The organism is Luteimonas lutimaris (assembly GCF_039537065.1).
GTDB lineage: Bacteria > Pseudomonadota > Gammaproteobacteria > Xanthomonadales > Xanthomonadaceae > Luteimonas > Luteimonas lutimaris.
The window spans coordinates 16598-38772 of the sequence record NZ_BAAAZU010000041.1 but is presented as its reverse complement, the minus strand read 5'-3'; the positions used below and the strand labels follow the sequence as shown (position 1 = coordinate 38772).

The 22175-nt window shown below is 70.3% G+C and carries 19 protein-coding genes; 13 read left to right on the top strand and 6 right to left on the bottom strand.

Features of this window, described 5'->3' with window-relative positions:
• The first annotated feature begins 7 nt into the window (after positions 1-7).
• The 5 genes from mrdA (at position 8) to ABD679_RS15460 (ending at position 7213) form a co-directional block, all read left to right on the top strand.
• Complete coding sequence (gene mrdA / locus ABD679_RS15480) at positions 8-1987, top strand: penicillin-binding protein 2 (protein WP_425561926.1); 1980 nt, start codon at positions 8-10, stop codon at positions 1985-1987.
• A gap of 127 nt (positions 1988-2114) precedes the next feature.
• On the top strand, positions 2115-3227 hold the full coding sequence (gene rodA / locus ABD679_RS15475; RefSeq protein ID WP_344760921.1) for a rod shape-determining protein RodA: 1113 nt from the start codon (positions 2115-2117) through the stop codon (positions 3225-3227).
• A 65-nt stretch (positions 3228-3292) separates the two neighbouring features.
• Positions 3293-4420 carry a lytic murein transglycosylase B gene (gene mltB / locus ABD679_RS15470; protein ID WP_344760920.1) on the top strand — a complete coding sequence of 376 codons (1128 nt, stop codon included), beginning with the start codon at positions 3293-3295 and terminating at the stop codon, positions 4418-4420.
• A 5-nt stretch (positions 4421-4425) separates the two neighbouring features.
• Positions 4426-5931, top strand: coding sequence for a septal ring lytic transglycosylase RlpA family protein (locus ABD679_RS15465; RefSeq protein ID WP_344760919.1), 1506 nt, complete (start codon positions 4426-4428; stop codon positions 5929-5931).
• A 61-nt stretch (positions 5932-5992) separates the two neighbouring features.
• A complete protein-coding gene (locus tag ABD679_RS15460; protein ID WP_344760918.1) occupies positions 5993-7213 on the top strand; it encodes a D-alanyl-D-alanine carboxypeptidase family protein in 1221 nt (406 codons plus the stop codon).
• An 87-nt stretch (positions 7214-7300) separates the two neighbouring features.
• On the opposite strand, the gene ABD679_RS15455 is transcribed toward ABD679_RS15460, so the two are convergent.
• Complete coding sequence (locus tag ABD679_RS15455) at positions 7301-8245, bottom strand: CsgG/HfaB family protein (RefSeq protein ID WP_425561923.1); 945 nt, start codon at positions 8243-8245, stop codon at positions 7301-7303.
• A gap of 145 nt (positions 8246-8390) precedes the next feature.
• Here ABD679_RS15455 and ABD679_RS15450 point away from each other — a divergent pair, with 145 nt between their 5' ends.
• The 6 genes from ABD679_RS15450 to rarD all read left to right on the top strand — a co-directional run bounded on the left by ABD679_RS15450 (position 8391) and on the right by rarD (position 15011).
• Positions 8391-8669, top strand: a complete 279-nt coding sequence (locus ABD679_RS15450) for a DUF493 family protein (protein ID WP_344760917.1) — start codon at positions 8391-8393, stop codon at positions 8667-8669.
• Entirely contained in the window at positions 8657-9376 is a 720-nt protein-coding gene (gene lipB, locus ABD679_RS15445; protein WP_344760916.1) for a lipoyl(octanoyl) transferase LipB, read from the top strand. The genes ABD679_RS15450 and lipB overlap by 13 nt, the downstream gene beginning before the upstream one ends.
• 9 nt (positions 9377-9385) lie before the next feature.
• Entirely contained in the window at positions 9386-10390 is a 1005-nt protein-coding gene (lipA, locus tag ABD679_RS15440) for a lipoyl synthase (RefSeq protein ID WP_344760915.1), read from the top strand.
• 177 nt (positions 10391-10567) lie between these two features.
• The gene (locus tag ABD679_RS15435) at positions 10568-12754 is read left to right on the top strand and encodes a carboxy terminal-processing peptidase (protein WP_344760914.1); all 2187 of its coding nucleotides are present in this window, start codon (positions 10568-10570) and stop codon (positions 12752-12754) included.
• A 413-nt stretch (positions 12755-13167) separates the two neighbouring features.
• Positions 13168-14097: a drug/metabolite exporter YedA gene (yedA, locus tag ABD679_RS15430; protein ID WP_344760912.1), complete on the top strand. Its 930-nt coding sequence runs from the start codon at positions 13168-13170 to the stop codon at positions 14095-14097.
• Between the two features lie 32 nt (positions 14098-14129).
• The gene (gene rarD, locus ABD679_RS15425; RefSeq protein WP_344760941.1) at positions 14130-15011 is read left to right on the top strand and encodes an EamA family transporter RarD; all 882 of its coding nucleotides are present in this window, start codon (positions 14130-14132) and stop codon (positions 15009-15011) included.
• Between the two features lie 11 nt (positions 15012-15022).
• On the opposite strand, the gene ABD679_RS15420 is transcribed toward rarD, so the two are convergent.
• The 5 genes from ABD679_RS15420 to ABD679_RS15400 form a co-directional block, all read right to left on the bottom strand.
• Positions 15023-15325, bottom strand: coding sequence for a hypothetical protein (locus ABD679_RS15420; RefSeq protein ID WP_344760911.1), 303 nt, complete (start codon positions 15323-15325; stop codon positions 15023-15025).
• Positions 15325-16635 (bottom strand): ABC transporter permease, encoded by a 1311-nt coding sequence (locus tag ABD679_RS15415; protein WP_344760910.1) that lies wholly within the window; start codon positions 16633-16635, stop codon positions 15325-15327. Before ABD679_RS15415 ends, ABD679_RS15420 begins: the two co-directional genes overlap by 1 nt.
• A gap of 94 nt (positions 16636-16729) precedes the next feature.
• Positions 16730-17887 carry an ABC transporter permease gene (locus ABD679_RS15410; protein WP_344760909.1) on the bottom strand — a complete coding sequence of 386 codons (1158 nt, stop codon included), beginning with the start codon at positions 17885-17887 and terminating at the stop codon, positions 16730-16732.
• Positions 17888-18037: 150 nt separating this feature from the next.
• The gene (locus ABD679_RS15405) at positions 18038-18730 is read right to left on the bottom strand and encodes an ABC transporter ATP-binding protein (RefSeq protein ID WP_344760908.1); all 693 of its coding nucleotides are present in this window, start codon (positions 18728-18730) and stop codon (positions 18038-18040) included.
• Between the two features lie 75 nt (positions 18731-18805).
• Positions 18806-20050, bottom strand: coding sequence for an efflux RND transporter periplasmic adaptor subunit (locus ABD679_RS15400; protein ID WP_344760907.1), 1245 nt, complete (start codon positions 20048-20050; stop codon positions 18806-18808).
• 323 nt (positions 20051-20373) lie between these two features.
• Here ABD679_RS15400 and ABD679_RS15395 point away from each other — a divergent pair, with 323 nt between their 5' ends.
• Complete coding sequence (locus tag ABD679_RS15395; RefSeq protein WP_344760906.1) at positions 20374-21390, top strand: ABC transporter ATP-binding protein; 1017 nt, start codon at positions 20374-20376, stop codon at positions 21388-21390.
• Complete coding sequence (locus ABD679_RS15390) at positions 21390-22154, top strand: ABC transporter permease (protein WP_425561925.1); 765 nt, start codon at positions 21390-21392, stop codon at positions 22152-22154. Before ABD679_RS15395 ends, ABD679_RS15390 begins: the two co-directional genes overlap by 1 nt.
• Positions 22155-22175 lie beyond the last annotated feature (21 nt).

Below are 22175 nucleotides of genomic sequence, written 5' to 3'. Positions count from 1 at the left end.
GCGCCAGATGCGGCACCGGCTGAAGAACCACGTGCGCGAGGCGGCGCAATTCCGCGCCCGCGCGCTGCTGGGCTTCGCGATCGTGGTGCTGGCGCTGGGCGGGCTGGCCGGCTGGTACTTCAAGCTGCAGGTGCTCGACCACGCCGATTACGCCCGTCGCTCGGAGGCCAACCGGATCAAGCCGCGGCCGGTGGTGCCGGCGCGCGGGGTCATCTATGACTGCAAGGGGCGGATCCTGGCCGACAACGTGCCGGCGTACCGGCTCGACGTGGTGCCCGAGGGCGCCGGCGACCCGAAGGCGCTGGTCGCCGGGCTGTCGAAGATCATCGACCTGGCGCCCGAGGACATCGAGCGCTTCGAGCGCGAGCGCAAGGCCACGCGCAGCTTCCGCGCGGTGACCCTGAAGCTGCGCCTGACCGACGAGGAGGTCGCGCGCTTCGCCGTCGACCAGTGGCGCTTCCCGGGCGTGACCGTCGAGCCCTACCTGACCCGGCGCTATCCCTACGGGCCGCTGATGGCGCACATCGTCGGCTACGTCGGCCGCACCGACGAGAAGGACATCGAGGCCTACGGCGCGGGCCAGGCGCTGTTCACCCACACCGGCCGCGCCGGCATCGAGCGCTATTACGACGAGATGCTGCGCGGCAAGGTCGGCTACGAGGAGGTCAAGACCAACGTCGAGGGGCGCGCGCTGGGCCGCGTCGGCCGCATCCCGGCCACCGCCGGCACCGACCTGCGCCTGGGCATCGACCTGGACCTGCAGCGCACCATGGTCGAGGCCTTTGGCGACCACGACGGCGCGGCGGTGGCGATCGACCCGAAGACCGGCGAAATCCTCGCCATGGCCAGCCTGCCCAGCTACGACCCCAACCTGTTCGTCAACGGCATTTCCAGCGCCGACTACCGTGCGCTGATGGACAACCCGTCGCGGCCGCTGTTCAACCGCAACGTGCTCGGCGGCGGGCCGCCGGGCTCGACGATCAAGCCGTTCATGGCCCTGGCCGGACTGGAGAGCGGCCTGCGGCGGCCGCAGGACAAGGTGTTCAGCACCGGCGAGTTCCACATCCCGGGGCAGAAGCGCGGCTACCGCGACGCCCACGGCGGCGCCGGCTGGGTGGACCTGCACAAGTCGATCGCAGCGTCCGTGAATTACTACTACTACAAGCTCGCCTACGAGATGGGCATCGACCGGCTGTCGAAGTACATGCACCGCTATGGCTTCGGCGAGCCGACCGGCATCGACCTGGCCGGCGAGAACGCGGGCGTGGTGCCGTCGCAGGAATGGAAGGCCAAGCACCGCAAGGAGCCGTGGTACCCCGGCGAGACGGTGATCGCCGGCATCGGCCAGGGCTACTGGATCGCGACCACGCTGCAGCTGGCCCAGGGCGTGGCGGCGATCGCCGCCGACGGCGTGCGCCACCGCCCGCATCTGGCGAGCGAGCGCCGCGACGATTTCCGCGGTGCCTGGATGCCGATGCCCGAACCCGCGCCCACGCGCCTGACCGACGACATCGGCCACGTGCGCGCGGTGCAGGAGGGCATGGTCGGCACCATGTACGACCCGGGCGGCACCGGCCGCGCCACCGCGCGCGGCGCCCCCTACCGCATGGCCGGCAAGACCGGCACCGCGCAGCGGGTCAGCCGCAAGGGCAACATCAGCACCAACCCGCACCTGCTGCCGCTGCACCTGCGCCACCAGGCCTGGTTCGTGGGCTACGCGCCGGTGGAGGACCCGAAGATCGCGGTCGTGGTGATGGTCGAGCACGGCGGCTACGGTGGCTCCACGGCCGCGCCGATCGCGCGCAAGCTGTTCGACGCCTGGCTGCTGGGCAAGTACCCGGAGGCGGACCCGGACGCGATCCAGGTCACCGCGATCGGCGCCCGCGCGGTCAACGCGCCGGCCGCGGCGACGCCGGAACGCGCCGCGCGCGCGGCGATCGCGGACGTCGAAGCCGTCATCGTCGGCGGGCAGGGGACGGGGCGTTGAGCGTCATCCTGCGCTGGGCGAGGCGGCACGCTTGCGGACCACTGGTCCGCGTGCCGCTGCGCGACCGGCCAGGGATGGCCGGGCCGGGCGGTCCGGAGCCGGCGCTGTTGCGCCATGGATGGCGGCCATGAGTGTCATCCTGCGCTGGCTGTTGGACCTGCTGCAGCGCTTCGTGCGCACGCTCGACCCGTGGCTGTGCGCGGCGCTGTTCGTGCTGATGGCCATCGCGCTGGCGGTGCTGTACAGCGCCGGCGGCCAGAATGGCCACCAGCTGGTGCTGGCGCAGGCGGTGCGCTACGGCGTCGGGCTGGCGGCGATGTGGGGGCTGTCGCGGGCCAGCGCGCTGCGGCTGCGCGAGGCCACGCCGCTGGTGTATGCAGCCACGCTGCTGCCGCTGCTGCTGGTGCTGGCGATCGGCACCGGCCGCCACGGCAGCCACTGGATCGACCTGAAGCTGTTCTACTTCCAGCCCTCGGAGCTGCTCAAGCTGAGTCTGCCGATGATGGTGGCCTGGTACGTGGACCGCCAGCTGCTGCCGCCGCGCATCGGCGTGGTGCTGGTCGCCGGCGTGATCATCGCCCTGCCCACCGCGCTGGTGCTGCTGCAGCCCGACTTCGGCACCGCGATGCTGGTGGCGATCAGCGGCGCGTTCGTGCTGTTCCTGGCCGGGCTGCCGTGGTGGTGGTTCGCGGTCGCCTTCGGCGGCGTGGCCAGCGCCGCGCCGGTGGCGTGGTTCTGGCTGCTCAAGCCCTACCAGAAGGACCGCATCCTAACCTTCCTCGACCCCGAGTCCGACCCGTTGGGCGCGGGCTGGAACATCATCCAGTCGAAGATCGCCATCGGCTCCGGCGGCATGGACGGGCAGGGCTGGATGCAGGGCTCGCAGTCGCACCTGAACTACCTGCCCGAGCACACCACCGACTTCATCTTCGCGGTGCTGTCCGAGGAGTTCGGCTGGATCGGCGTGGCCACGGTGCTGGCGCTGTACCTGTTCGTGGTCGGACGCTGCCTGTGGATCGCCGCCGAGGCGCGCGACGGCTACGCGCGGCTGCTGGCCGGCAGTCTGGCGCTGGCGTTCTTCGTCTACGTGATCGTCAACGGCGGCATGATCTCCGGCCTGCTGCCGGTGGTCGGCGTGCCGATGCCGCTGCTGTCCTACGGCGGCACCGCGGCGGTGTCGCTGCTGGCGGGGCTGGGCGTGGTGATGTCGGTGCGCAACCATCGCCCGATCCATGGCTGAACACCGGCGCGCGGCGTGCGCGCCGCGCTGCCGGTGCGCCGTGGTCGCGTGCTAACCTCGCGCCGATGACCCGACGCGCCTTCCGACTGCCCGTCGTCCTGCTCCCGATCGCGCTGGCTGCCTGCGCGACACAGGCGACGCCTCCCTCCGAGAACCCCGCCCCCGTACCCGCCACGCCTGCCGCGCCCGCGCCGCAGGCCGATGCAGGCGCGCTGCTGCCGACGGTGCCGCAGCCGCCCGAACGGCCGGTCGCGCCCGCTTCGGTGACCGATCCGGCGATCCCGCGCGAGCAGCGCATCGCCGCCTTCGTCGACTACACCGCGCAGACCTACGGCGTGGACCCGCAGCGCATCCGCGACACGCTGGCCAAGGCCGAATACAAGCAGAGCATCATCGACGCGATCTCGCGGCCGGCCGAAAAGGTGCGGCCGTGGCGCGACTACCGCCCGATCTTCATGAACGATGCGCGCATCAAGGGCGGCAAGGCGTTCTACGCCGCCAACCGCGCCGCGCTCGACCGCGTCTCCGCCGAAACCGGCGTGCCGGCGCAGTACATCGTCGCGATCATCGGCGTGGAGACCAGCTACGGCAAGATCACCGGCAACTACCGGGTGCTCGATGCGCTGTACACGCTGGCGTTCTGGCATCCCAAGCGCGCGCCGTTCTTCGCCGGCGAGCTGGCGCAGCTGTTCGCGCTGACGAAGGAAGAGCCGCAGCTGGACCTGTTCGCGCTCAAGGGCAGCTATGCCGGGGCGATGGGCATGGGCCAGTTCATGCCGTCCAGCTACCGCAACTGGGCCAAGGACGGCGACGGCGACGGCCGCCGCGACCTGCTCGACCACAAGCCTGACGTGTTCGCCTCGATCGCCAACTACTTCGTCGTCCACGGCTGGCAGCGCGGCGGCCCGGTGGTGGCGCGCGCCACGCGCGACGCCGATGCGGCCGACTTCGCGCCCGACGGCCTCGACCCGGTCTATCCGCTGCCGGTGCTGGCGGCGAAGGGCTACCACCCGCAGGACGGCCAGCCCACCGCCGAAGGCGCCACCCTGCTCACGCTCGACGGCGATGCCGGCAAGGAATACTGGCTGGGCTACCGCAACTTCTACGTCATCAGCCGTTACAACCATTCCCCGATGTATTCGCTTGCCGTGCACCAGCTGGCGCAGGCGATCGGCGACAGCGGCGCGCCGTGATGGGCATGCGGGCAGCCCGGTCGCGCGCCCTGCCGCTGCTGGCGGCGGCCGCGGCCCTCGCGCTGGCCGGATGCGCCAGCGGCCCGAAGAAGTCCGCCTCCGAAACCTCGGCCCTGCCCGATGGCAACGGCGTTGGCCGCAGCAACCTGCCGTCGGGCAAGCGCTCGCCCTATGCCCCGGCGCAGGAAGATCCGTCCAAGCGCGGCCACTACACCGCCGGCGGCCTGTATGCGCCGCACATCAAGGACTCGGTGCCCGACGACCTGCCCGACGTCGACGCGATTCCGGAGCCGGAGGTGGTCGACGAGCCGCGCTCGCGCTACGGCAACCGCTCGCCGTACAAGGTGCTGGGCAAGAGCTACAAGGTGCGCGACAGCGCCAAGGGCTACGACGAGACCGGCCTGGCCTCGTACTACGGCAACAAGTTCCACGGCCGCCGCACCTCCAACCTGGAGGTGTACGACATGTACGCCTTCACCGCGGCGCACAAGACCCTGCCGCTGCCGAGCTTCGCGCGGGTGACCAACCTCGACAACGGCAAGTCGGTGGTGGTGCGCGTCAACGACCGCGGCCCCTTCCACGACGGCCGCATCATCGACCTCAGCTACGCCGCCGCGGTCAAGATCGGCATCCGCGCGGCCGGCACCGGGCGGGTGGAAGTGGTCGGCCTGAGCCCGGGCGAGAACGCGCGCAACGACTACGACGCGATCGCCGCGCGCAAGCCCGCCGCCGCTCCGGCCGCCGCCGCGGGCAGCGGCGCGCTGCAGCTGCCGCCCGGCGTGCGCATCGCCACCGGCAAGCCGCAGCCGGCGTCCGCCGCGGCCGCCACCGCCGCCACCGCCGTTGCCGCGGCGCCGGCCACGCCCAGCGCGATGGACCGGCTGATCGACGGCGTGCTGCCCCCCGCCAACGCCAGCGAGCGCGTGCCCGCCGCGCCCGCTTCGGCACAACCGGAAGCGCCGGCGGCCACGGCCACGACGGGCGCGGCGGCGCCCGCGCCTGCCGGCGACCAGGACTGGCGCTTCGACATGCGCCAGGACGGCAAGGCGATGACCGCCGACGAGTTCGACGCCTGGATGAAGGCCCGGCGCGCACGCGTGGCCACCGGCAAGGCCGGCAAGCCCGATCCCTACGGCTCGGCCGCGCCCGGCGCGTTCGCGTCGCCGTCGCCGTCGCGCGAGGTCCCGGCCCCCGCGCCGGAAACCATCGCCGCCGCGCGCGAGGCCGATGCGGCCAAGGCCGCGCCCACGCCCGCCCCCGCGCCGCAGGCCGCCGCCGGCAGCGGCGTGACCCTGCAGGTCGCCGCCTTCGGCGCCCGTGCCAACGCCGAGCGCGCGCTGGCGATGCTGCGCGGCGCCGGCGTACCCGGTGCGCGCCTGCTCGACGCGGTGTCGGGCGGGAAGCCGGTCTGGCGCGTGCGCGTGGGGCCGGTTGCCAGTGCGCAGGTCGCGGAACTGTCGGCACGCGTGGCCGGTCTGGGATTCGGCCAGCCGCAGGTCGTGCGCGAATAGCGAACCCTTTCTTTTCACCCCGCCTGCGCAAGGCGGGTTTCTACCCGGAGTCACGTCGTCGATGAAAGCCACCCTCACCGCGCGCAGCGCACTGCTCGCAGCCCTGTTCACGTCCGTCGTCGGCCTGGCCATGGCACAGGACCCCGCGCCGAAGCCGGCCGAGCCCGCCGCCGCGCTCAGCGACAGCCTGCCGATCCCGCCGGCGCCGGAGCCCAAGCAGTCGCATTCCTGGGTGCTGCTAGACGCGGCCAACGGGCAGGTGCTGGCCGGCGAGAACATCGACGAGCGCGTGCCCCCGGCCAGCATCACCAAGGTGATGACGTCCTACGTGCTGGCCGCCGAGATGAAGGCCGGCAAGATCAGCCGCGACGACCAGGTGATGATGACCGAGAACGCCTGGCGCACCGGCGGCGCCGGCACCGACGGCAGCTACAGCGGCTTCGAGGTCAACAAGACCGCGCGCCTGGAGGACATGGAAAAGGGCATGGTGGTGCAGTCGGGCAACGACGCGGCCATCGCCCTGGCCGAGCACGTGGCCGGCAGCGAAGCCGCGTTCGCGCAGCTGATGAACGCCTACGCCAAGCGGCTGGGCCTGAAGAACACCCATTTCGAGAACGCCACCGGCCTGTCCGCCGACGAGCACTACTCCAGCGCGCACGACCTGGCGCTGCTCGGCCGCGCGCTGGCGCGCGACTATCCCGAGGCCTACGCCTACAACAAGATCAAGGAATTCACCGTCGGCCCGATCACCCAGCGCAACCGCAACCTGCTGCTGTGGCGTGATTCGAGCGTCGACGGCATCAAGACCGGCCACACCTCGGCGGCGGGCTACTGCCTGATGGCCTCGGCCAAGCGCGGCGACCAGCGCCTGGTCGCGGTGGTGATGGGCGACACCAGCGAGAACCAGCGCGCGGTCGACGCCCAGGCCCTGCTCAACTGGGGTTTCCGCTTCTACGAGTCGCACAAGCTTTACGACGTCGGCAAGGTGGTGGCCACGCAGAAGGTGTGGAAAGGCAAGGCCAACCAAGTGCGCCTGGGCGTGGCCAAGCCGCTGCTGGTCAGCTCGCCGCGCGGCAAGTACGAGCAGCTCAAGCCGACGATGGACGTGCCCAAGTCGCTGGTCGCGCCGATCACCAAGGGCCAGGAGATCGGCCAGGTGAAGGTGGCGCTGGACGGCAAGGTGATCGCCTCCGCGCCGCTGGTGGCGATCGACGCGGTCGAGGAGGCCGGCTTCTTCGGCCGCCTGTGGGATGCGTTCTGGATGTGGTGGGAATCGGCCTGAGCGGCCGCGTTCGGTCAGCAGGAACACGAAGGGCCGGCGCAAGCCGGCCCTTTTCGTTGTCGGTGTGGATTCCGTTGGCGCCGCGCCTCAGCGTGACAGGCCGAACAGCGTCGAGTTCACCCAGCCGCGGTTGCCCAGCTCGTCGTCGACCTCCCACATCAGTCCGTTCTTGTTGCCGGTGGGGTAGAGCATCATCCCCACGTCCAGGTCGCGCACCGCGCCGCCCGAGCCATCGGCCTGCCTGAGCAGCCGCGCCGGCTTGCTCACCGTCACCGCCTGCTGCGCGTTGGCGGCCGAGGCGTTCGCCGGCAGCCCGCCCAGCTGCGCGACCATGTCGGTGTAGGCCTGCAGGTAGGCCAGGGTGAGCACCTGGCCGATCTCGGTGTTGGCATAGCCGGTGGCACCGCCGCCAAGGGCCGCGCCACGGAACACGCCCGCGCCCGCGCTCCAGCCCAGGTCGGTCTTGGTCGCGTGGCCTTCGGTCATCGCCACCTGCTCGGACGAGCGCGCGTCGGTGATGGTCAGTACCACGTCGGCGGTCTTGCGCTTGATGTCGATGCCGCCCAGCACCGCGGCGGCGGTGCGGTTGCCGACCAGCCCGCCGATCAGGCCGCCGATCTTGTTGCCCGAGGCATTGCTGTTCTGCGACACCACGTCCGGGACCATCACGTAGTCGGCCGCCTTCATCTGGCCCTTGCCGATGTTGGAGCCGCCGCGCAGCTCGCCGCCCGAGGCCAGCTCGCGCTCGGCCTGCATCGCCTTCAGGCCCACGCCGCGGTCGACCAGGGTGAAGCAGCGGGAACGGTTGACGAAGACCTTGATCAGCGCCGTTGGCGAGGCCAGCCGCTGGCCGGTCCACCAGTTGGTGCCCTGCGACTCGACCACGGCCAGGGTGCCCAGCGGCTGGCTGCAGACCGGGATCTCGCCGGTCTGCGCGCGCTCCTGCCGCGCGGCGGCGCTCGTCGCGGTGGTCGCGGCCATTGCGGCCACGCTGCATGCCACGGCCAGTGCCAGGCGCTTGCGGATTTCCATGAATGCCTCCGGTGGTGTTCCGGCCCGCGGACGGGGCCGTCATGGTGGGGGAGTACGCAAAAAGCGGCGCAAAGCTGCCACGCACGCATCCGAGCGCGTCGGCGGATGGCTTGGGTTGGGCCGCAGGCGGACCCATAATCGGACGATGGAAATCAAGTCCGACAACCCCGAGCACGGCTTCCAGTTCCCCGGCACCTTCGAGATCACCGCGATGGGGCCGGCCACGGCCGGGCTGGAAACCGAAATCCCCAGGCTGCTCACCGCCGCCGGCATCGACGTGCTGCACGAGACCATCTCGTGGCGCGAATCGAGCGGCGGCAAGTTCGTTTCGGTGAAGCTGGGCTTCCGCGCCGACGACCGCGCCCAGTACGAGACCGCGCACGAGGTCCTGCGCGCGCATCCGGAGGTGAAGTGGACGCTGTAAGGCCCGGGGCTCGGGAGACAGGCAGGGTCGCCGTGCTGCGTGACCTCGGGCGCCAGCCCTACGAACCGGTCTGGCGTGGAATGCAGCGTTTCACCGACCTGCGCGACGGCGGTTCGACCGACGAAGTCTGGGTGGTCGAGCACGACCCGGTGTTCACCCTCGGCCAGGCCGGCAAGCCCGAGCACGTGCTGGTGCCCGGCGACATCCCGGTGCTGCACGTCGACCGCGGCGGCCAGGTGACCTACCACGGCCCCGGCCAGATCGTGGTCTACCCGCTGCTGGACCTGAAGCGCCTGAAGATCGGCGTGCGCGAGTACGTGTGCCGGATCGAGCAGGCCGTGATCGACACCCTGGCCGAGTGGAACATCGGTGCGCAACGCCGCGAAGGCGCGCCCGGCGTCTACGTCAACGGCGCCAAGGTCGCCGCGCTCGGCATCCGCGTGCGCCGCGGCTGCACCTTCCACGGGCTGGCCTTCAACGCGGCGATGGACCTGAAGCCGTTCGGCCGCATCAACCCCTGCGGATACGCAGGGCTGCAGGTGACCTCGGTGCTAGACTTGGGCGGCCCGTCGAGCATGGAGGCAATGAAGCCGGTACTGCTCGACGCGATGGCGGCGCAGTTCGGCCTTGCGTTGCAGGCGGCCCCGCCGCCCGACCTCGCGGACCCGCAGCCGGTCGCCGCTGTTTCCTCCACGCAAGCCGCCTGAGCCGTCGCCATGCCCGAGTCCCCGTCGCGTTCGATTCCCCTGCAGGTCGTTGCCAACCCGGCATCGGCGCTGGAGGCGGGGGCGAAGCAAGTCGCCGGCGACAAGATCGCGCGCTCGCCGGTGCAGTTCGCCGACGCGCCGGTGCTGCGCAAACCGTCGTGGATCCGGGTGCGGATCCCGTCCGGCAACGCGGTGCAGAAGCTCAAGTCGAAGCTGCGCGAGAACCGCCTGGTCACCGTGTGCGAGGAGGCCAGCTGCCCGAACATCCACGAGTGCTTCGGCCACGGCACCGCGACCTTCATGATCCTGGGCGAGGTCTGCACCCGCCGCTGCAGCTTCTGCGATGTTGCCCACGGCCGGCCCAAGCCGCCGGACCCCACCGAGCCGCTGCACCTGGCGCAGACGGTCAAGGACATGGGCCTGAAGTACGTCGTGGTCACCAGCGTCGATCGCGACGACCTGCGCGACGGCGGCGCGGCGCACTTCGTCGACTGCATCACCGCGATCCGCGAGATGAGTCCCGGCACCAAGATCGAGATCCTGACCCCCGACTTCCGCGGCAAGGGCCGCATGGAGCGGGCGCTGGAGATCCTGGCGGCCAACCCGCCGGACGTGTTCAACCACAACGTCGAAACCGTGCCGGACCTGTACCGCAACGTGCGTCCGGGCGCCGACTACCAGTGGTCGATGACCCTGCTGCAGAAGTTCAAGCAGCAGCATCCGCACATCCCCACCAAGTCCGGGGTCATGCTCGGCCTGGGCGAGACCATGGAGCAGGTGCAGGCGACGCTGCGCGACCTGCGCGCGCACGACGTGGAGATGGTCACCATCGGCCAGTACCTTCAGCCCAGCCCGCACCACCACCCGGTGCTGCGCTACTGGACGCCCGAGGAATTCAAGGCGCTGGAGATCTACGGCATGTCGCTGGGCTTCACCCACGTCGCCTCCGGCCCGCTGGTGCGCTCGTCGTACCACGCCGACCGCCAGGCCGCCGAGGCCGGCGTCGCCGCCTGAATCCACGCATGCTGCCGGGGGCCGCCGGCCCCACGTTTCGTTCACATAAGCCGCCGCAGCCGCGGTTAGAGTGGATTTCGCGCGCTGGTGCAACTTTCTGCACTGTCCCGCCGTCCATCAAGGACGCCAGACTCCCTCCCCACCGAACAGTGGCCGTGGCGCGGCCCGAGTGAACGCATGAACCTGTCCCGCACCCTGTCCACTTCCGTGATCGTCCTTGCCCTGTCGGTGCCGCTGGCGCTGATGGCGCGCTCGGGCAGCGACGAACTGCCCGCGACCTCGAAGGTCGACCAGGCCACCACGTCCAAGCTGGTCTACGGCCTGCTGTCCGACAGCCGCTACGCCTACCGGCCGCGGGCACTCGACGGCACCCTGTCGCAGGACATCTTCAAGCGCTACCTGGAGTCGCTCGACGGCAGCAAGATGTTCTTCACCGCCGCCGACATCGCCCGCTTCGAGCCGCTGCGCAGCCGCATGGGCGGCGCGATCAAGGCCGGCGAGCTGGATCCGGCGTTCGCCATCTTCTCGGTCTTCCAGCAGCGGGTCGAACAGCGCGTGGCCTACGCGCGCGGCCTGCTCAAGCAGGACATCTTCGACTTCAGCGGCGACGAGCGCTGGCACTACGACCGCGAGGACGCGCCGTGGGCGGCCAACGATGCCGAGGTCGAGCAATTGTGGAAACAGTCCGTGCGCAACGACTGGCTGCGCCTGAAACTGGCCGGCAAGGACAGCGCCGACATCCGCAAGACGCTCGACAAGCGCTATGCCAACCTCGGCAAGACGCTCGGCGAGCTCGACGGTACCGACGCGTTCAATACCTTCCTCAACGCCTACACCGCGTCGATCGACCCGCACACCGATTACCTCGATCCGCGCAGCGCCGAGCGCTTCAACCAGAGCATGTCGCTGTCGCTCGAGGGCATCGGCGCGCAGCTGCAGAAGCAGGACGACGTGGTGGTGATCCGCGAGCTGATCGCCGGCGGGCCCGCGGCCACCAGCGGCAAGTTCACTCCCGGCGACCGCATCGTCGGCGTCGGCCAGGGCAAGAGCGGGCCGATGGAGGACGTGATCGGCTGGCGCATCGACGACGTGGTCGAGAAGATCAAGGGGCCGAAGGGCACCGACGTGCGCCTGGACGTGATCCCCGCGGCCCTGGGCATGGACGGCGAACCCAACCGCATCACGCTCACCCGCGCCAAGATCCGGCTCGAGGAGCAGGCCGCCAAGGGCGAAGTGCTCAAGTTGCCCGCGCACGACAGCGTGCCCGAGCGCCGCATCGGCGTGATCAAGCTGCCGGCGTTCTACCAGGACTTCGAGGGGCGGCGGAAGCACAGCGACGACTACGCCTCGGCCACCCGCGACGTGGCCAAGCTGCTCAAGCAGTTCCGCGGCGAGGGCGTGGATGGCGTGGTGATGGACCTGCGCAGCAATGGCGGGGGTTCGCTCAACGAGGCGATCGAACTCACCGGCCTGTTCATCGACCAGGGCCCGGTGGTGCAGGTGCGCGAGTCCGGCGGCCGCGTCAGCGTCGAAGGCGACCGCGATGCCGGCGTGGCCTGGGACGGTCCGCTGGCGGTGCTGGTCAACCGCGGCTCGGCCTCGGCGTCGGAAATCTTCGCCGGCGCGATCCAGGACTACGGCCGCGGGCTGGTGATCGGCGAGACCACCTTCGGCAAGGGCACGGTGCAGAACCTGGTCGACCTGGACCGCTGGCCCGGCAACGAGGGCAAGCGCTACGGCCAGGTCAAGCTGACCATCGCCCAGTTCTTCCTGCCCGATGGCAGCAGCACCCAGAACAAGGGCGTGGTGCCGGACATCGCCTTCCCGGTGATGGTCGACGCCAGCGAGTTCGGCGAGAGCACCTACGACAATGCGCTGCCGTGGACGCGCATCGCCGGCGTGCCGCACACCCGCTACGGCAACTTCGCCCCGCTGCTGCCGCAGCTGGCCAGGCTGCACGCCGCACGGGTGAAGGGCGACAAGGAATTCCAGTGGTTCGAAGAGGACGTCCGGGAATTCCGCGCCGAGAAGGAAAAGAAGTACATCTCGCTCAACGAGGCCGAACGCCGCGCCGACCGCGACCGCCAGGACGCCAAGCGCAAGTCGCGCCAGGAGCAGCGCAAGGCGCTGGGCCTGCCGCTCGACCCGCTGGCCGCGATGGCCGCCGACGACGGCCTGCAGGCCAGCGAGCGCAACGTGGCCGAGGACGCCAAGCGCGAGAAACTGGCCGAGGACGCGCCCGACCCGCTGCTGCGCGAGTCCGCCGCGATCCTGGCCGACGCGGTGCAACTGCTCGACAACGACAAGGTGCTGTCTGCGCAGGTGCTGCCGGTGGCGAACACCGCGGGGCACTGGACCGAGTAACGGTGCTCGCGGCAACGGCGTGACGGACGGGCGCTTCGGCGCCCGTTTCCGTTCCTGCCGTGCGTCCGCCTTGAGCGAGCCTGCGGGAGAGGGAAAGCGCGCGCAGCGCGCGAGGGTGGGGTCCGACTTTTCGGGAAGCGCTCGTCAGCGTCCGCGACCTAGGCCGGTGCTTTGCTTTTGCAGGAGCGGCTTCAGCCGCGAGCCTTTATTCCTCCTGCCTTCGCGGGCAGAGGGACCGGGCACAAAAGCTCGCAGCTGAAGCCGCTCCTGCAGCAAGTGCTTCGGTTCGCGGCTCGTCGATTGGCCCACCGGCGGGAGACAGCGTTGCGCGTCGCGGCCTCGCTGCGAGGCGTAGAATTCCACTTGCGGTGCCGCCGCTCCCGTTATTCCCCACGCCACCCGGACCTTCCCCCATGAGTGCCTCGCCGCCGCTCGTGCAGCAGCCCGTTTCCGCGTTCGCCGTCGCCGCTGCGCTGGCGGTGCTGTATCTCGTCTGGGGGTCGACGTACCTGGGCATCCGCTTTGCGCTCGAGGGCGGCTGGCCGCCGCTGCTGATGGCCGGTTCGCGCTTCCTCGTGGCTGGCGGGCTGCTGTTCGCGGTGCTGCGGTTGCGCGGGGTGCCGATGCCCACGTGGCGGCAGTGGCGCAACAGTGCCTTCATGGGCGTGCTGCTGCTCGGGCTGGGTAACGGCATGGTCTGCATCGCCGAGCAGTCGGTGTCGTCGGGGCTGGCCGCGGTGGCGGTGGCGTCGGCGCCGCTGTGGATCGCGCTGTTCGCGACCCTGCGCGGGCAGCGCTCCAATCGCCTCGAATGGCTGGGCCTGGGCATCGGCTTCGTCGGCGTGCTGTGGCTCAACGCCGGCAGTTCGCTGGCGGCCACGCCGGTGGGGCTGGTGGCGCTGCTGGTTGCGCCGATCGCGTGGGCGTTCGGCTCGGTGTGGAGCCAGGGCCGCGACCTGCCGTCGCCGTTCATGGGCGCGGCGGCGCAGATGCTGTGCGGCGGGACGATGATGCTCGCCGCCGGCCTGGTGCTGGGCGAGCGGCTCGACGCGATGCCGTCGGCCAGCGGCATGCTGGCGGTCGCGTACCTGGCCGGCTTCGGTTCCATCGTCGCTTTCTCCGCCTACATCTGGCTGCTGCACCACGTGCGCGCGACGCTCGCCGGCAGCTATGCCTACGTCAATCCGGTGGTCGCCGTTGCGCTGGGTGCGTGGCTGGCCGCCGAGCGTTTCAGCGTGCACGACATCGGCGCGATGGTGGTGATCCTGTCCGGCGTGGTCGCGATCACGCTGTCGAAGGTGCGCAGGCCGAAGCCGGCGGCGGCCATCGAGGCGACAACGTGACCCCGGCGCCGGTCGATCGCCGCGGCCTGTGGATGGCCATCGGTGCCTTCGTGCTGTGGGGCGTGATGCCGCTGTACTGGCACCTGCTCAAAGTGGTGCCGTCGCTGCAGATCATCATGCACCGCATCGTCTGGAGCACGGTGCTGGTCGCCGGCTGGCTGTTCTGGAAATACGGTCGCGGCTGGCTGCGCGAGACGCTGGCGATCCCGCGCGCGGCGTGGATGCTGGCGCTCAGCGGCACGCTGATCGCGTTCAACTGGGGCCTGTACATCTGGGCGGTCAACGCCGGCCACGTGGTCGAGACCAGCCTGGGCTACTTCATCAACCCGCTGCTCAACGTCGTGCTCGGCGTGCTGGTGCTGCGCGAGCGGCTCGGCACCGTGCAGTGGGTGTCGGTCGGCATCGCCACCTGCGGCGTGCTGTGGCTGACCTTCAACTACGGCAGCTTCCCGTGGATCGCGCTGACGCTGGCGTGCTCGTTCGGCGGCTACGGGCTGATCCGCAAGCTGGTCGGCGTGCCGCCGGTGCGCGGGCTGGGCGTCGAGAGCCTGTACCTGTTCCTGCCGGCGCTGGCGGTGCTGCTGTGGGGCGAGTTCCACGGCGCCGGCGGCTTCGTCGCCCACGACGGCGCGGGTGCCTGGGGCTGGGGCGTCGCCGCACTGCTGGTGCTGGGCGGTGCGCTGACCGCGCTGCCGCTGATCGGCTTCGCCGACGCGGTGCGACGCATCCCGTACTCGCTGGTCGGCCTGTTGCAGTACATCGCGCCGACGCTGCAGCTGCTATGCGGCGTGCTGCTGCTGGGCGAGGACTTCAGCACCGAGCGTGCGATCGGCTTCGTGCTGATCTGGATCGCGCTGGCGGTGTACGCCGGCGACGGGCTGCTGCGCACGCGCCGGCGGCCGTTGCCGGCCTGAGCAATCCCGGGTCAGCCGCGCGCGGCCAGCCACGCAACCACCGCCACGCCCACGACTGCCGTCGCGATCGCCAGCGTCCGCCAGACCTGCGCACGCCTGCGCAGGCGCCGCACGCGTTCGTCGTTGAGCGCTTTGGCCTGCGCGATCAACGGCGCCGCTTCCGCCTCGGCCCGCGCATACGCGGCATCGGCCTGCGCTGGATTTGCCTCCGCGCGCAGCGCGGCGTCCTCGTAGATCTCGAACGCGCGCTTCTGCAGGGAGTGCAGCCGCGTGCCGAGTCCCGCGTTCGACAGCGAAGCCGGGTCAGCGTCCATCAGGCATCCCGCAGCGCCGTGGTCACCGGCAGCCGCGCCGCGCGCAGGGCCGGGAACAACCCGCCGACCAGGCCGATGCCCAGCGCCCACTTCAGGCCCGTCCACAGCAGCTCCGGCGAGACCTTGAACTGGAACACCACCTGGCTGAAGTTGCTGCCCAGCGTGCTGACGCTGTAGCCGTTGAAGATCGCCCAGGCCACCAGCCCGCCGAGGACGCCGCCGACCAGTGCCAGCAGCATCGTTTCCAGCATCACCGCCAGCACTACCGGCAGGCCGCGGAAACCGATCGCGCGCATCGTCGCGATCTCGCGCGCGCGCCCGGCCACCGCCGCGTACATGGTGTTGAGCGCGCCGAACACTGCGCCGATCGCCATGATCGCGCCGATCACCGTGCCGAGGATGTTGATCAGCTTGCTCAATCCGCCGCTCTGCTTGGCGTAGTAGTCGTGGGTGGTTTCGACATCGAGCTTCAGGCGCGGGTCGGCGTCCATCGCGGCCTTGAACGCCGCCACGCCCGCCTTGCCGTCGTTGCGCACGCTGATCGACTGGTAGGCGCTGCGGTTGTAGGTCGAGCCCAGCGTCTCGGCGTCGGTCCACATCTCCGAATCGTGCGCGTCGCCCGAGGCGAAGGCGCCGACCACCGTCCAGTCCTGGTTGCCCAGCCGCAGCGTCTTGCCCACGTCGAGGCCGCGGAACTGGCCGCGCGCGCCCTGGCCGACCACGATCTCGCGCAGGCCGGGCTTGAACTTGCGGCCTTCGATGATCTTGACCTTGTCGTGCACCGTCCAGGCCAACTTGCCGACGCCGCGGAATTGCGCGTTGACGTCGGTGCCGTCGTCCTTCGACGGCAGGTTCACCACCTGCGACAGTTCCGGCGAGACCAGCGGGTGGCCCTCGGCGTCTTTGGAAATACCGGCCAGGGCGCTGACCAGCGGCACCTGGTCGCGGGTGATCACCGAGTTGGTTTCGGCCTGCGAGCCGCCGCGCAGCACGATCGTGGAAACCTCGTCGCCGGTGCTGCCGAGTGTGGCCTGGAAGCCTTCACCCATCGCCAGCATCGCCACCAGCACGCCGACCACGCCGGCGATGCCGACCACGATCACCGACGAGGCGCCCCAGCGCTGCGGCAGGCTGGCGATGCCGATCTTCGCGGCGGCGAGCGCGAGCCGGCCGCTGCGCGTGAACAGCAGCCACAGCGCGAGCAGCACCGCGACCGCGAGCACGCCCTGCCACGGCAGCATGATCCAGACCGCCAGGCCGACGAGCAGCAATGCGATCGAAAGCAGGTTCCACAGCCATTGCTTCTTCATGGGTGCCACCTCGTGTTCATACGGCCAGTCGATGCGCGTTGCGCGCCGTCCCGGCGATGCGCGATGCCTTCGCGCGGATGTTTGCGTCGCATGCTCAGCGCCCGGCCAGTGCGTCGACGATCTTCAGGCGCTTGGCGCGCAGCGCGGGCAGCAGCCCGACCACGATGCCGATCGCCAGCATCAGCCCCAGGCCGAGCAGCCAGGTCTGGGTCGGCACCTGCGGCAGCGAGATCGTGCCGCCGCTGGCCGCAGCCACGCCGGGCATGATCACCGCCGCCAGCCCCAGCCCGACCAGCCCGCCCAGCACCACCAGCAGCACCGACTCGACCATCACCAGCACCAGCACGGTGCCGTCCTTGAAGCCGAGCGTCTTGAGCACGGCCAGCTCCGGTACGCGCTCGCGTACCGCCTGCGCCATGGTGTTGCCGGTGAGCAGCAGCAGGGTGAAGAACACCGCGCCCATGATCGAGGTGACGATCAGGCCGATGTCGGCGAACTGCTTGGCGAAGGCCTGCTGGAACTCCGACTCGCTCTGGCTCTTGGTCTCGTGGTCGGAGTTGGCCGACAGCGCGTCGATCGCGCGCGCCACCCGGGAGGCCTGGTTCGGGTTGGCCAACTGCACGGTGAAGAAGCTGACCTCGCTCTTGATGTAGTCGTTGGCTTCGTCGAAATACTTCCAGTGCAGGAACATCTGGTTCTCCGCGCCCCTCTCTTCCTTGTTGCGGGCGGTGAAGATCCCCTCCAGCTGCAGCGGCCATTCGTTGCTGCCGCCACGGGGAAAAATCGTGGCCTGCATCGGAATGGTGTCGCCGATCTTCCAGCCGAAGCGCTTGGCCAGCGACGCACCGACGATGGCACCGGTCTGGTTCTTCTGATAGGCCTGCAGCTGCTCGGCGGGCACGTCGAAGTCGCGGTAGAGCTCGAAATAATTGTCCGAGACGGAAAAGCTGGGAAAGAAGTTCTTCGGGTCCTGGTAGATCGCGCCGAACCACATTGCGTAGGCGACCTTGTTGACCCCGGGCACGGCCTCGATCTGCGGCAGCAGGCGGATCGGCAGCGATTGCGTGATCGACAGCCGCGAGGCGACGATCAGGCGGTTGGCGCCCTCGACGCTGCCGCCGGAGTTGAACGCCACGCGCACCGAATCGAGCATCCCGAACAGCAGGAACGCCGCCACCACCGACAGCAGCGTCAGCAGGGTGCGTGTCTTGCTGCGGAACAGCTGGGCCCAGATCAGCGAGAAGTATTTCATGTCGGTCTCCTAGGCTCCCTCCCCTGCGGAGGCAGGGGAGGGCTGGGGAGGGGTTGCGCGGGCACCGGCGGAATTCTCCGGAGAGAACGTCGGCGCCCACGGCACCCCCTCCCAGCCTCCCCCTGCCTTCGCAGGGGGAGGGGCGGAACATCAGTGCGCCATCGCCGGTGCGTCCACCAGCTCGCCCTTGTCCAGGTGCACGGTATGGGTGGCGTATTCGGCGGCCTTGGGGTCGTGCGTGACCATGATGATGGTCTTGCCGTGGTCGCGGTTGAGCACCTGCAGCAGCTGCAGGATCTCCTCGGCCGAATGGCGGTCGAGGTCGCCGGTGGGCTCGTCGCAGATCAGGAAGGTGGGGTCGGAGACGATCGCGCGCGCGATCGCCACGCGCTGCTGCTGGCCGCCGGACAACTCGTTGGGCTTGTGCCTGCCGCGGTCGGCCAGGCCCACCAGCTGCAGCGCGATCTCGGCGTTGCGCTTGCGCTGCGCGCCGCCGAGGTTTGTCAGCAGCAGCGGCAGTTCGACGTTCTTCTGCGCGGTGAGCATCGGCATCAGGTTGTAGAACTGGAACACGAAGCCGACGTGGCGGCTGCGCCAGTTCGACAGCTGCCCGGCGCCCATCCGGTCGATGCGTTCGCCCTCGATCTCGATCTCGCCCGAGGTTGGCGTGTCCAGGCCTCCGATCAGGTTGAGCAGCGTCGTCTTGCCCGAACCCGAGGGCCCCATCAGCGCGACGAAGTCGCCCTTGGGGATGTCGAGGTCGATGCCGTGCAGCACCTCGATCTTCTCGGGCCCTCGCTGGTAGGTCTTGGTGAGTCCGCGGGTGGTGACCAGGGTCGACATGGTGCGTGCCTCGCTGTGGGCCGGGCCGCGCCCGGCGATGTGTGTGGTGCGCGCCGGGCCGGGGCCCGGGCGCGGCTACTCTTCGGCATCCGCGGCCATCGTGACCGCCGAGCCGTCTTCCAGTTCATCCGGTGGATCAAGCACCACCGCGTCGCCGGCCACCAGGCCCGACAGCACCTGGCGGTCGTCGCCCATCGCCATGCCGGTCTTCAGCTCGCGCTGTTCGACATGGTTGCCTTCGTCGTCGAGCGCGAACGCCACGTCCCGGCCGCCGCGTTCGACGATGGCCGCCGACGGCACGCGCACGCCCTGCGGCTGCTGCGCCGATTCGGGCTTCGCGGCCTCGAGGAAGCTCACGCGCACGCCCATGTCGGGCACGATGCGCGGATCCTTCTGCTTGAGCGCGATGCGCACCTTGACCGTGGCCTTGCCGCGGTCGGCGGCGGGGATGATGGCGATGACCTCGGCCGGGATCTTCCAGTCCGGATAGGCGTTGAGCGTGGCCTCGACCGGCATCTTCGGCTTGACCCGGCCGATGAAGGCCTCGCCGACGTCGACTTCGACTTCCAGCGAATCCATGTCGACGATGGTGCCGATACCGGTGCGGGTGAAGCCGCCGCCGGCCGACAGCGGCGACACGATCTCGCCCGGCTGCGCGGCCTTGGCCGTGACCACGCCGGCGAATGGCGCGCGCACGATGGTGTTGTCGACGCCGTTGTCGGCGATCGCCAGGCGGTCGGCGGCCACGTTCGCATTGCGCTTGGCCGTGGCCAGCTGCGCGCGCAGTGCATCGCGCTGGGCCACGGCCTGGTCGTACTGCGACTTCGACACCAGCTGCTGTCCCACCAGGGTGGCCAGGCGCTTTGCATCGACCTCCGCCTCGTGCAGCTGCGCCTGCACGCCGCCGATCTGGCTGCGCGCGGCGGCCAGCTGCGAGGCGGCGAGCGCGCGCTCGGCGTCGGCGTCGACCGGGTCGAGCGTGGCCATGATGTCGCCTTCCTCCACGCGCTGGCCTTCCTCGATCCGCACGTCGAGCACCTTGCCGGTGATCTTGGCCGACACCGTGGCCATGCGCCGCGCGACCACGTAGCCGGTGGCGTCGAGCACCGAGGCCGAGCCGCCGCTGCCGCCGATCGCCTGCACGGTGGCCACCTGCACTTCGATGCCGCGGTCGCGGCCGAAGATCGCCCACGCCGCGCCGGCGACGAGCAGCAGCACCGCGACCACGGCCAGCGCGATCCACAGTCCGCGCCGCGACGGCGGTGGCGGCGCCTTGCGGTCGATGCGCAGTTCCTTCAGCAGTTCGGCATTCGTGTTCATCGTGGACCGTGACGGAGGAAAGCGACGAGTGTGACGGCAACCGGTGCGTGGACCAAATGGCCGGAAGTCACTTGATGCGTGGTTCGCGCGGATGGGCCGATTGTCACGCGGGGATGCCGTCGCATTGCAAAAGCCCCCGGGACAATCGGCAAACGTAACCGGCATTCCAAAAGCCCGGGATGCCGACGCTGCAGGACGCAGGCTATGCCGGCCGCGCGCCCGTGTCACCTGACGCCTGTCATGCGCGATGCATGACCGCCGCGACTGCAGTCCGCGGCGCCGGCTGCCTATCGTCACCGTCATCACATGCACGGGGCGGGCGGATGGAAGGCGGATCGATCGAACTGGCAAGCCTGCGCGGCGTGCGCAAGCAGTACGGCAAGGTGGTGGCGCTCGACGGCGTCGACCTGTCGCTGGCCGCCGGCCAGGTACTGGCGCTGCTGGGCGCCAACGGCGCCGGCAAGAGCACCGCGGTGGCGCTGCTGCTCGGGCTCATGCAGCCCGACGCGGGCGAGGCGACGCTGTTCGGGCGCTTGCCCGGGCGCCTCGACGCGCGCCGAGGCGCCGGCGTGATGCTGCAGTCCGCCGCGCTGCAGGAAACGCTCAAGGTGCGCGAACTGCTCGACCTCACCCGCAGCTATTATCCGAACCCGCGCAGCGTCGCCGACTGCGTCGCGCTGGGCGGCCTCGACGGCCTGCTCGATCGCCGCTACGGCAAGCTGTCCGGCGGCCAGCAGCGGCGCGTGCAGTTTGCGCTGGCGGTGTGCGGCAATCCGCGCGTGCTGTTCCTGGACGAACCCACGACCGGCCTGGACATCGAGGCGCGCCAGACCCTGTGGCGCGCGCTGCGCGAACTGGTGGCGCAGGGCTGCGCGGTGCTGCTGACCACCCATTACCTGGAGGAGGCCGAGGCGCTGGCCGACCGGGTGACGGTGCTCGCGCACGGCCGCGTGGTCGCCGCCGGCGCCATGGACGAGGTGCGCCGGCACGTCTCGGCGCGGCGCATCCGCTGCCTGACGACGCTGGACGCCGCGCGCATCGCCGCGTGGCCGGAAGTCCGTTCCGCGCGCGCGGTCGACGCTGCACTGGCGGATGCCGGAGCGGTCGATGCAGGCGCGATGCCCTCAGATGCTGTAGGCGATCGCGGCCTTGGCCGCTCCCACGAGAAGAGCGACAGGGTCGAGATCGTCACCGACGCCGCCGAGGATGTCGTCCGCCGCCTGCTCGCCGAAGACGCGACCCTGTCCGAACTCGAAGTCCAGCGCGCCGGCCTCGCCGACGCGTTCCTCGAACTCACCCGCGAAGACGTCAGCGATGACGCGCACAGGGAGGCCGCATGATGCACGCCGTCGCCGAACCGATCCGCCACCGCACGCTGCGCAGCTACCTGCTGGAAGCGAAGTACGAGTTCCTGCATCTGCTGCGCACGCCGATCTTCGCGCTGCCGACGATCCTGTTCCCGGCGTTGTTCTACCTGCTGTTCGGGGTGGTGCTGAACTCAGGCAACGAAGACGCCGCCCGCTACCTGCTCGCGACCTACGGCGCATTCGGTGTCATGGGCGCCGGCCTGTTCGGCTTCGGCGTGACCGTGGCGATCGAGCGCGAGCGCGGCTTCCTGACGTTCAAGCGCGCGCTGCCGATGCCGCCCGGGGCCTACCTGCTGGCGAAGATGGCGATGGCGATGTTGTTCTCGGCGATCGTGTCGCTGCTGCTCGGCGCGCTGGCGTTCCTGCTCGCCGGCGTCTCGCTGCAACCTGGCCAGTGGGCGCTGCTGCTGGTGGTGGACATGCTCGGCGCGCTGCCGTTCTGCGCGCTCGGGCTGTTCATCGGCACCCTGGTCGGCGGTAACGCGGCGCCGGCGGTGGTCAACCTGATCTTCCTGCCGATGGCGTTCCTGTCCGGGCTGTGGCTGCCGCTGACGATGCTGCCGGATGTGCTTGCGAGCGCCGCTCCGGCCTGGCCGGCGTACCACCTGGGCCAGATCGCGCTGACGGTGGTGGGCATGGACGACGACACCGCGCTGGTGGTGCACGTAGGCGTGCTGGCGGTGGTGACGGTGGCGCTGTTCGTGCTGGCGCGTGCGCGGCTCGCGCGCACCGGCTGAGGCGATGCAAGGCGATGCCGC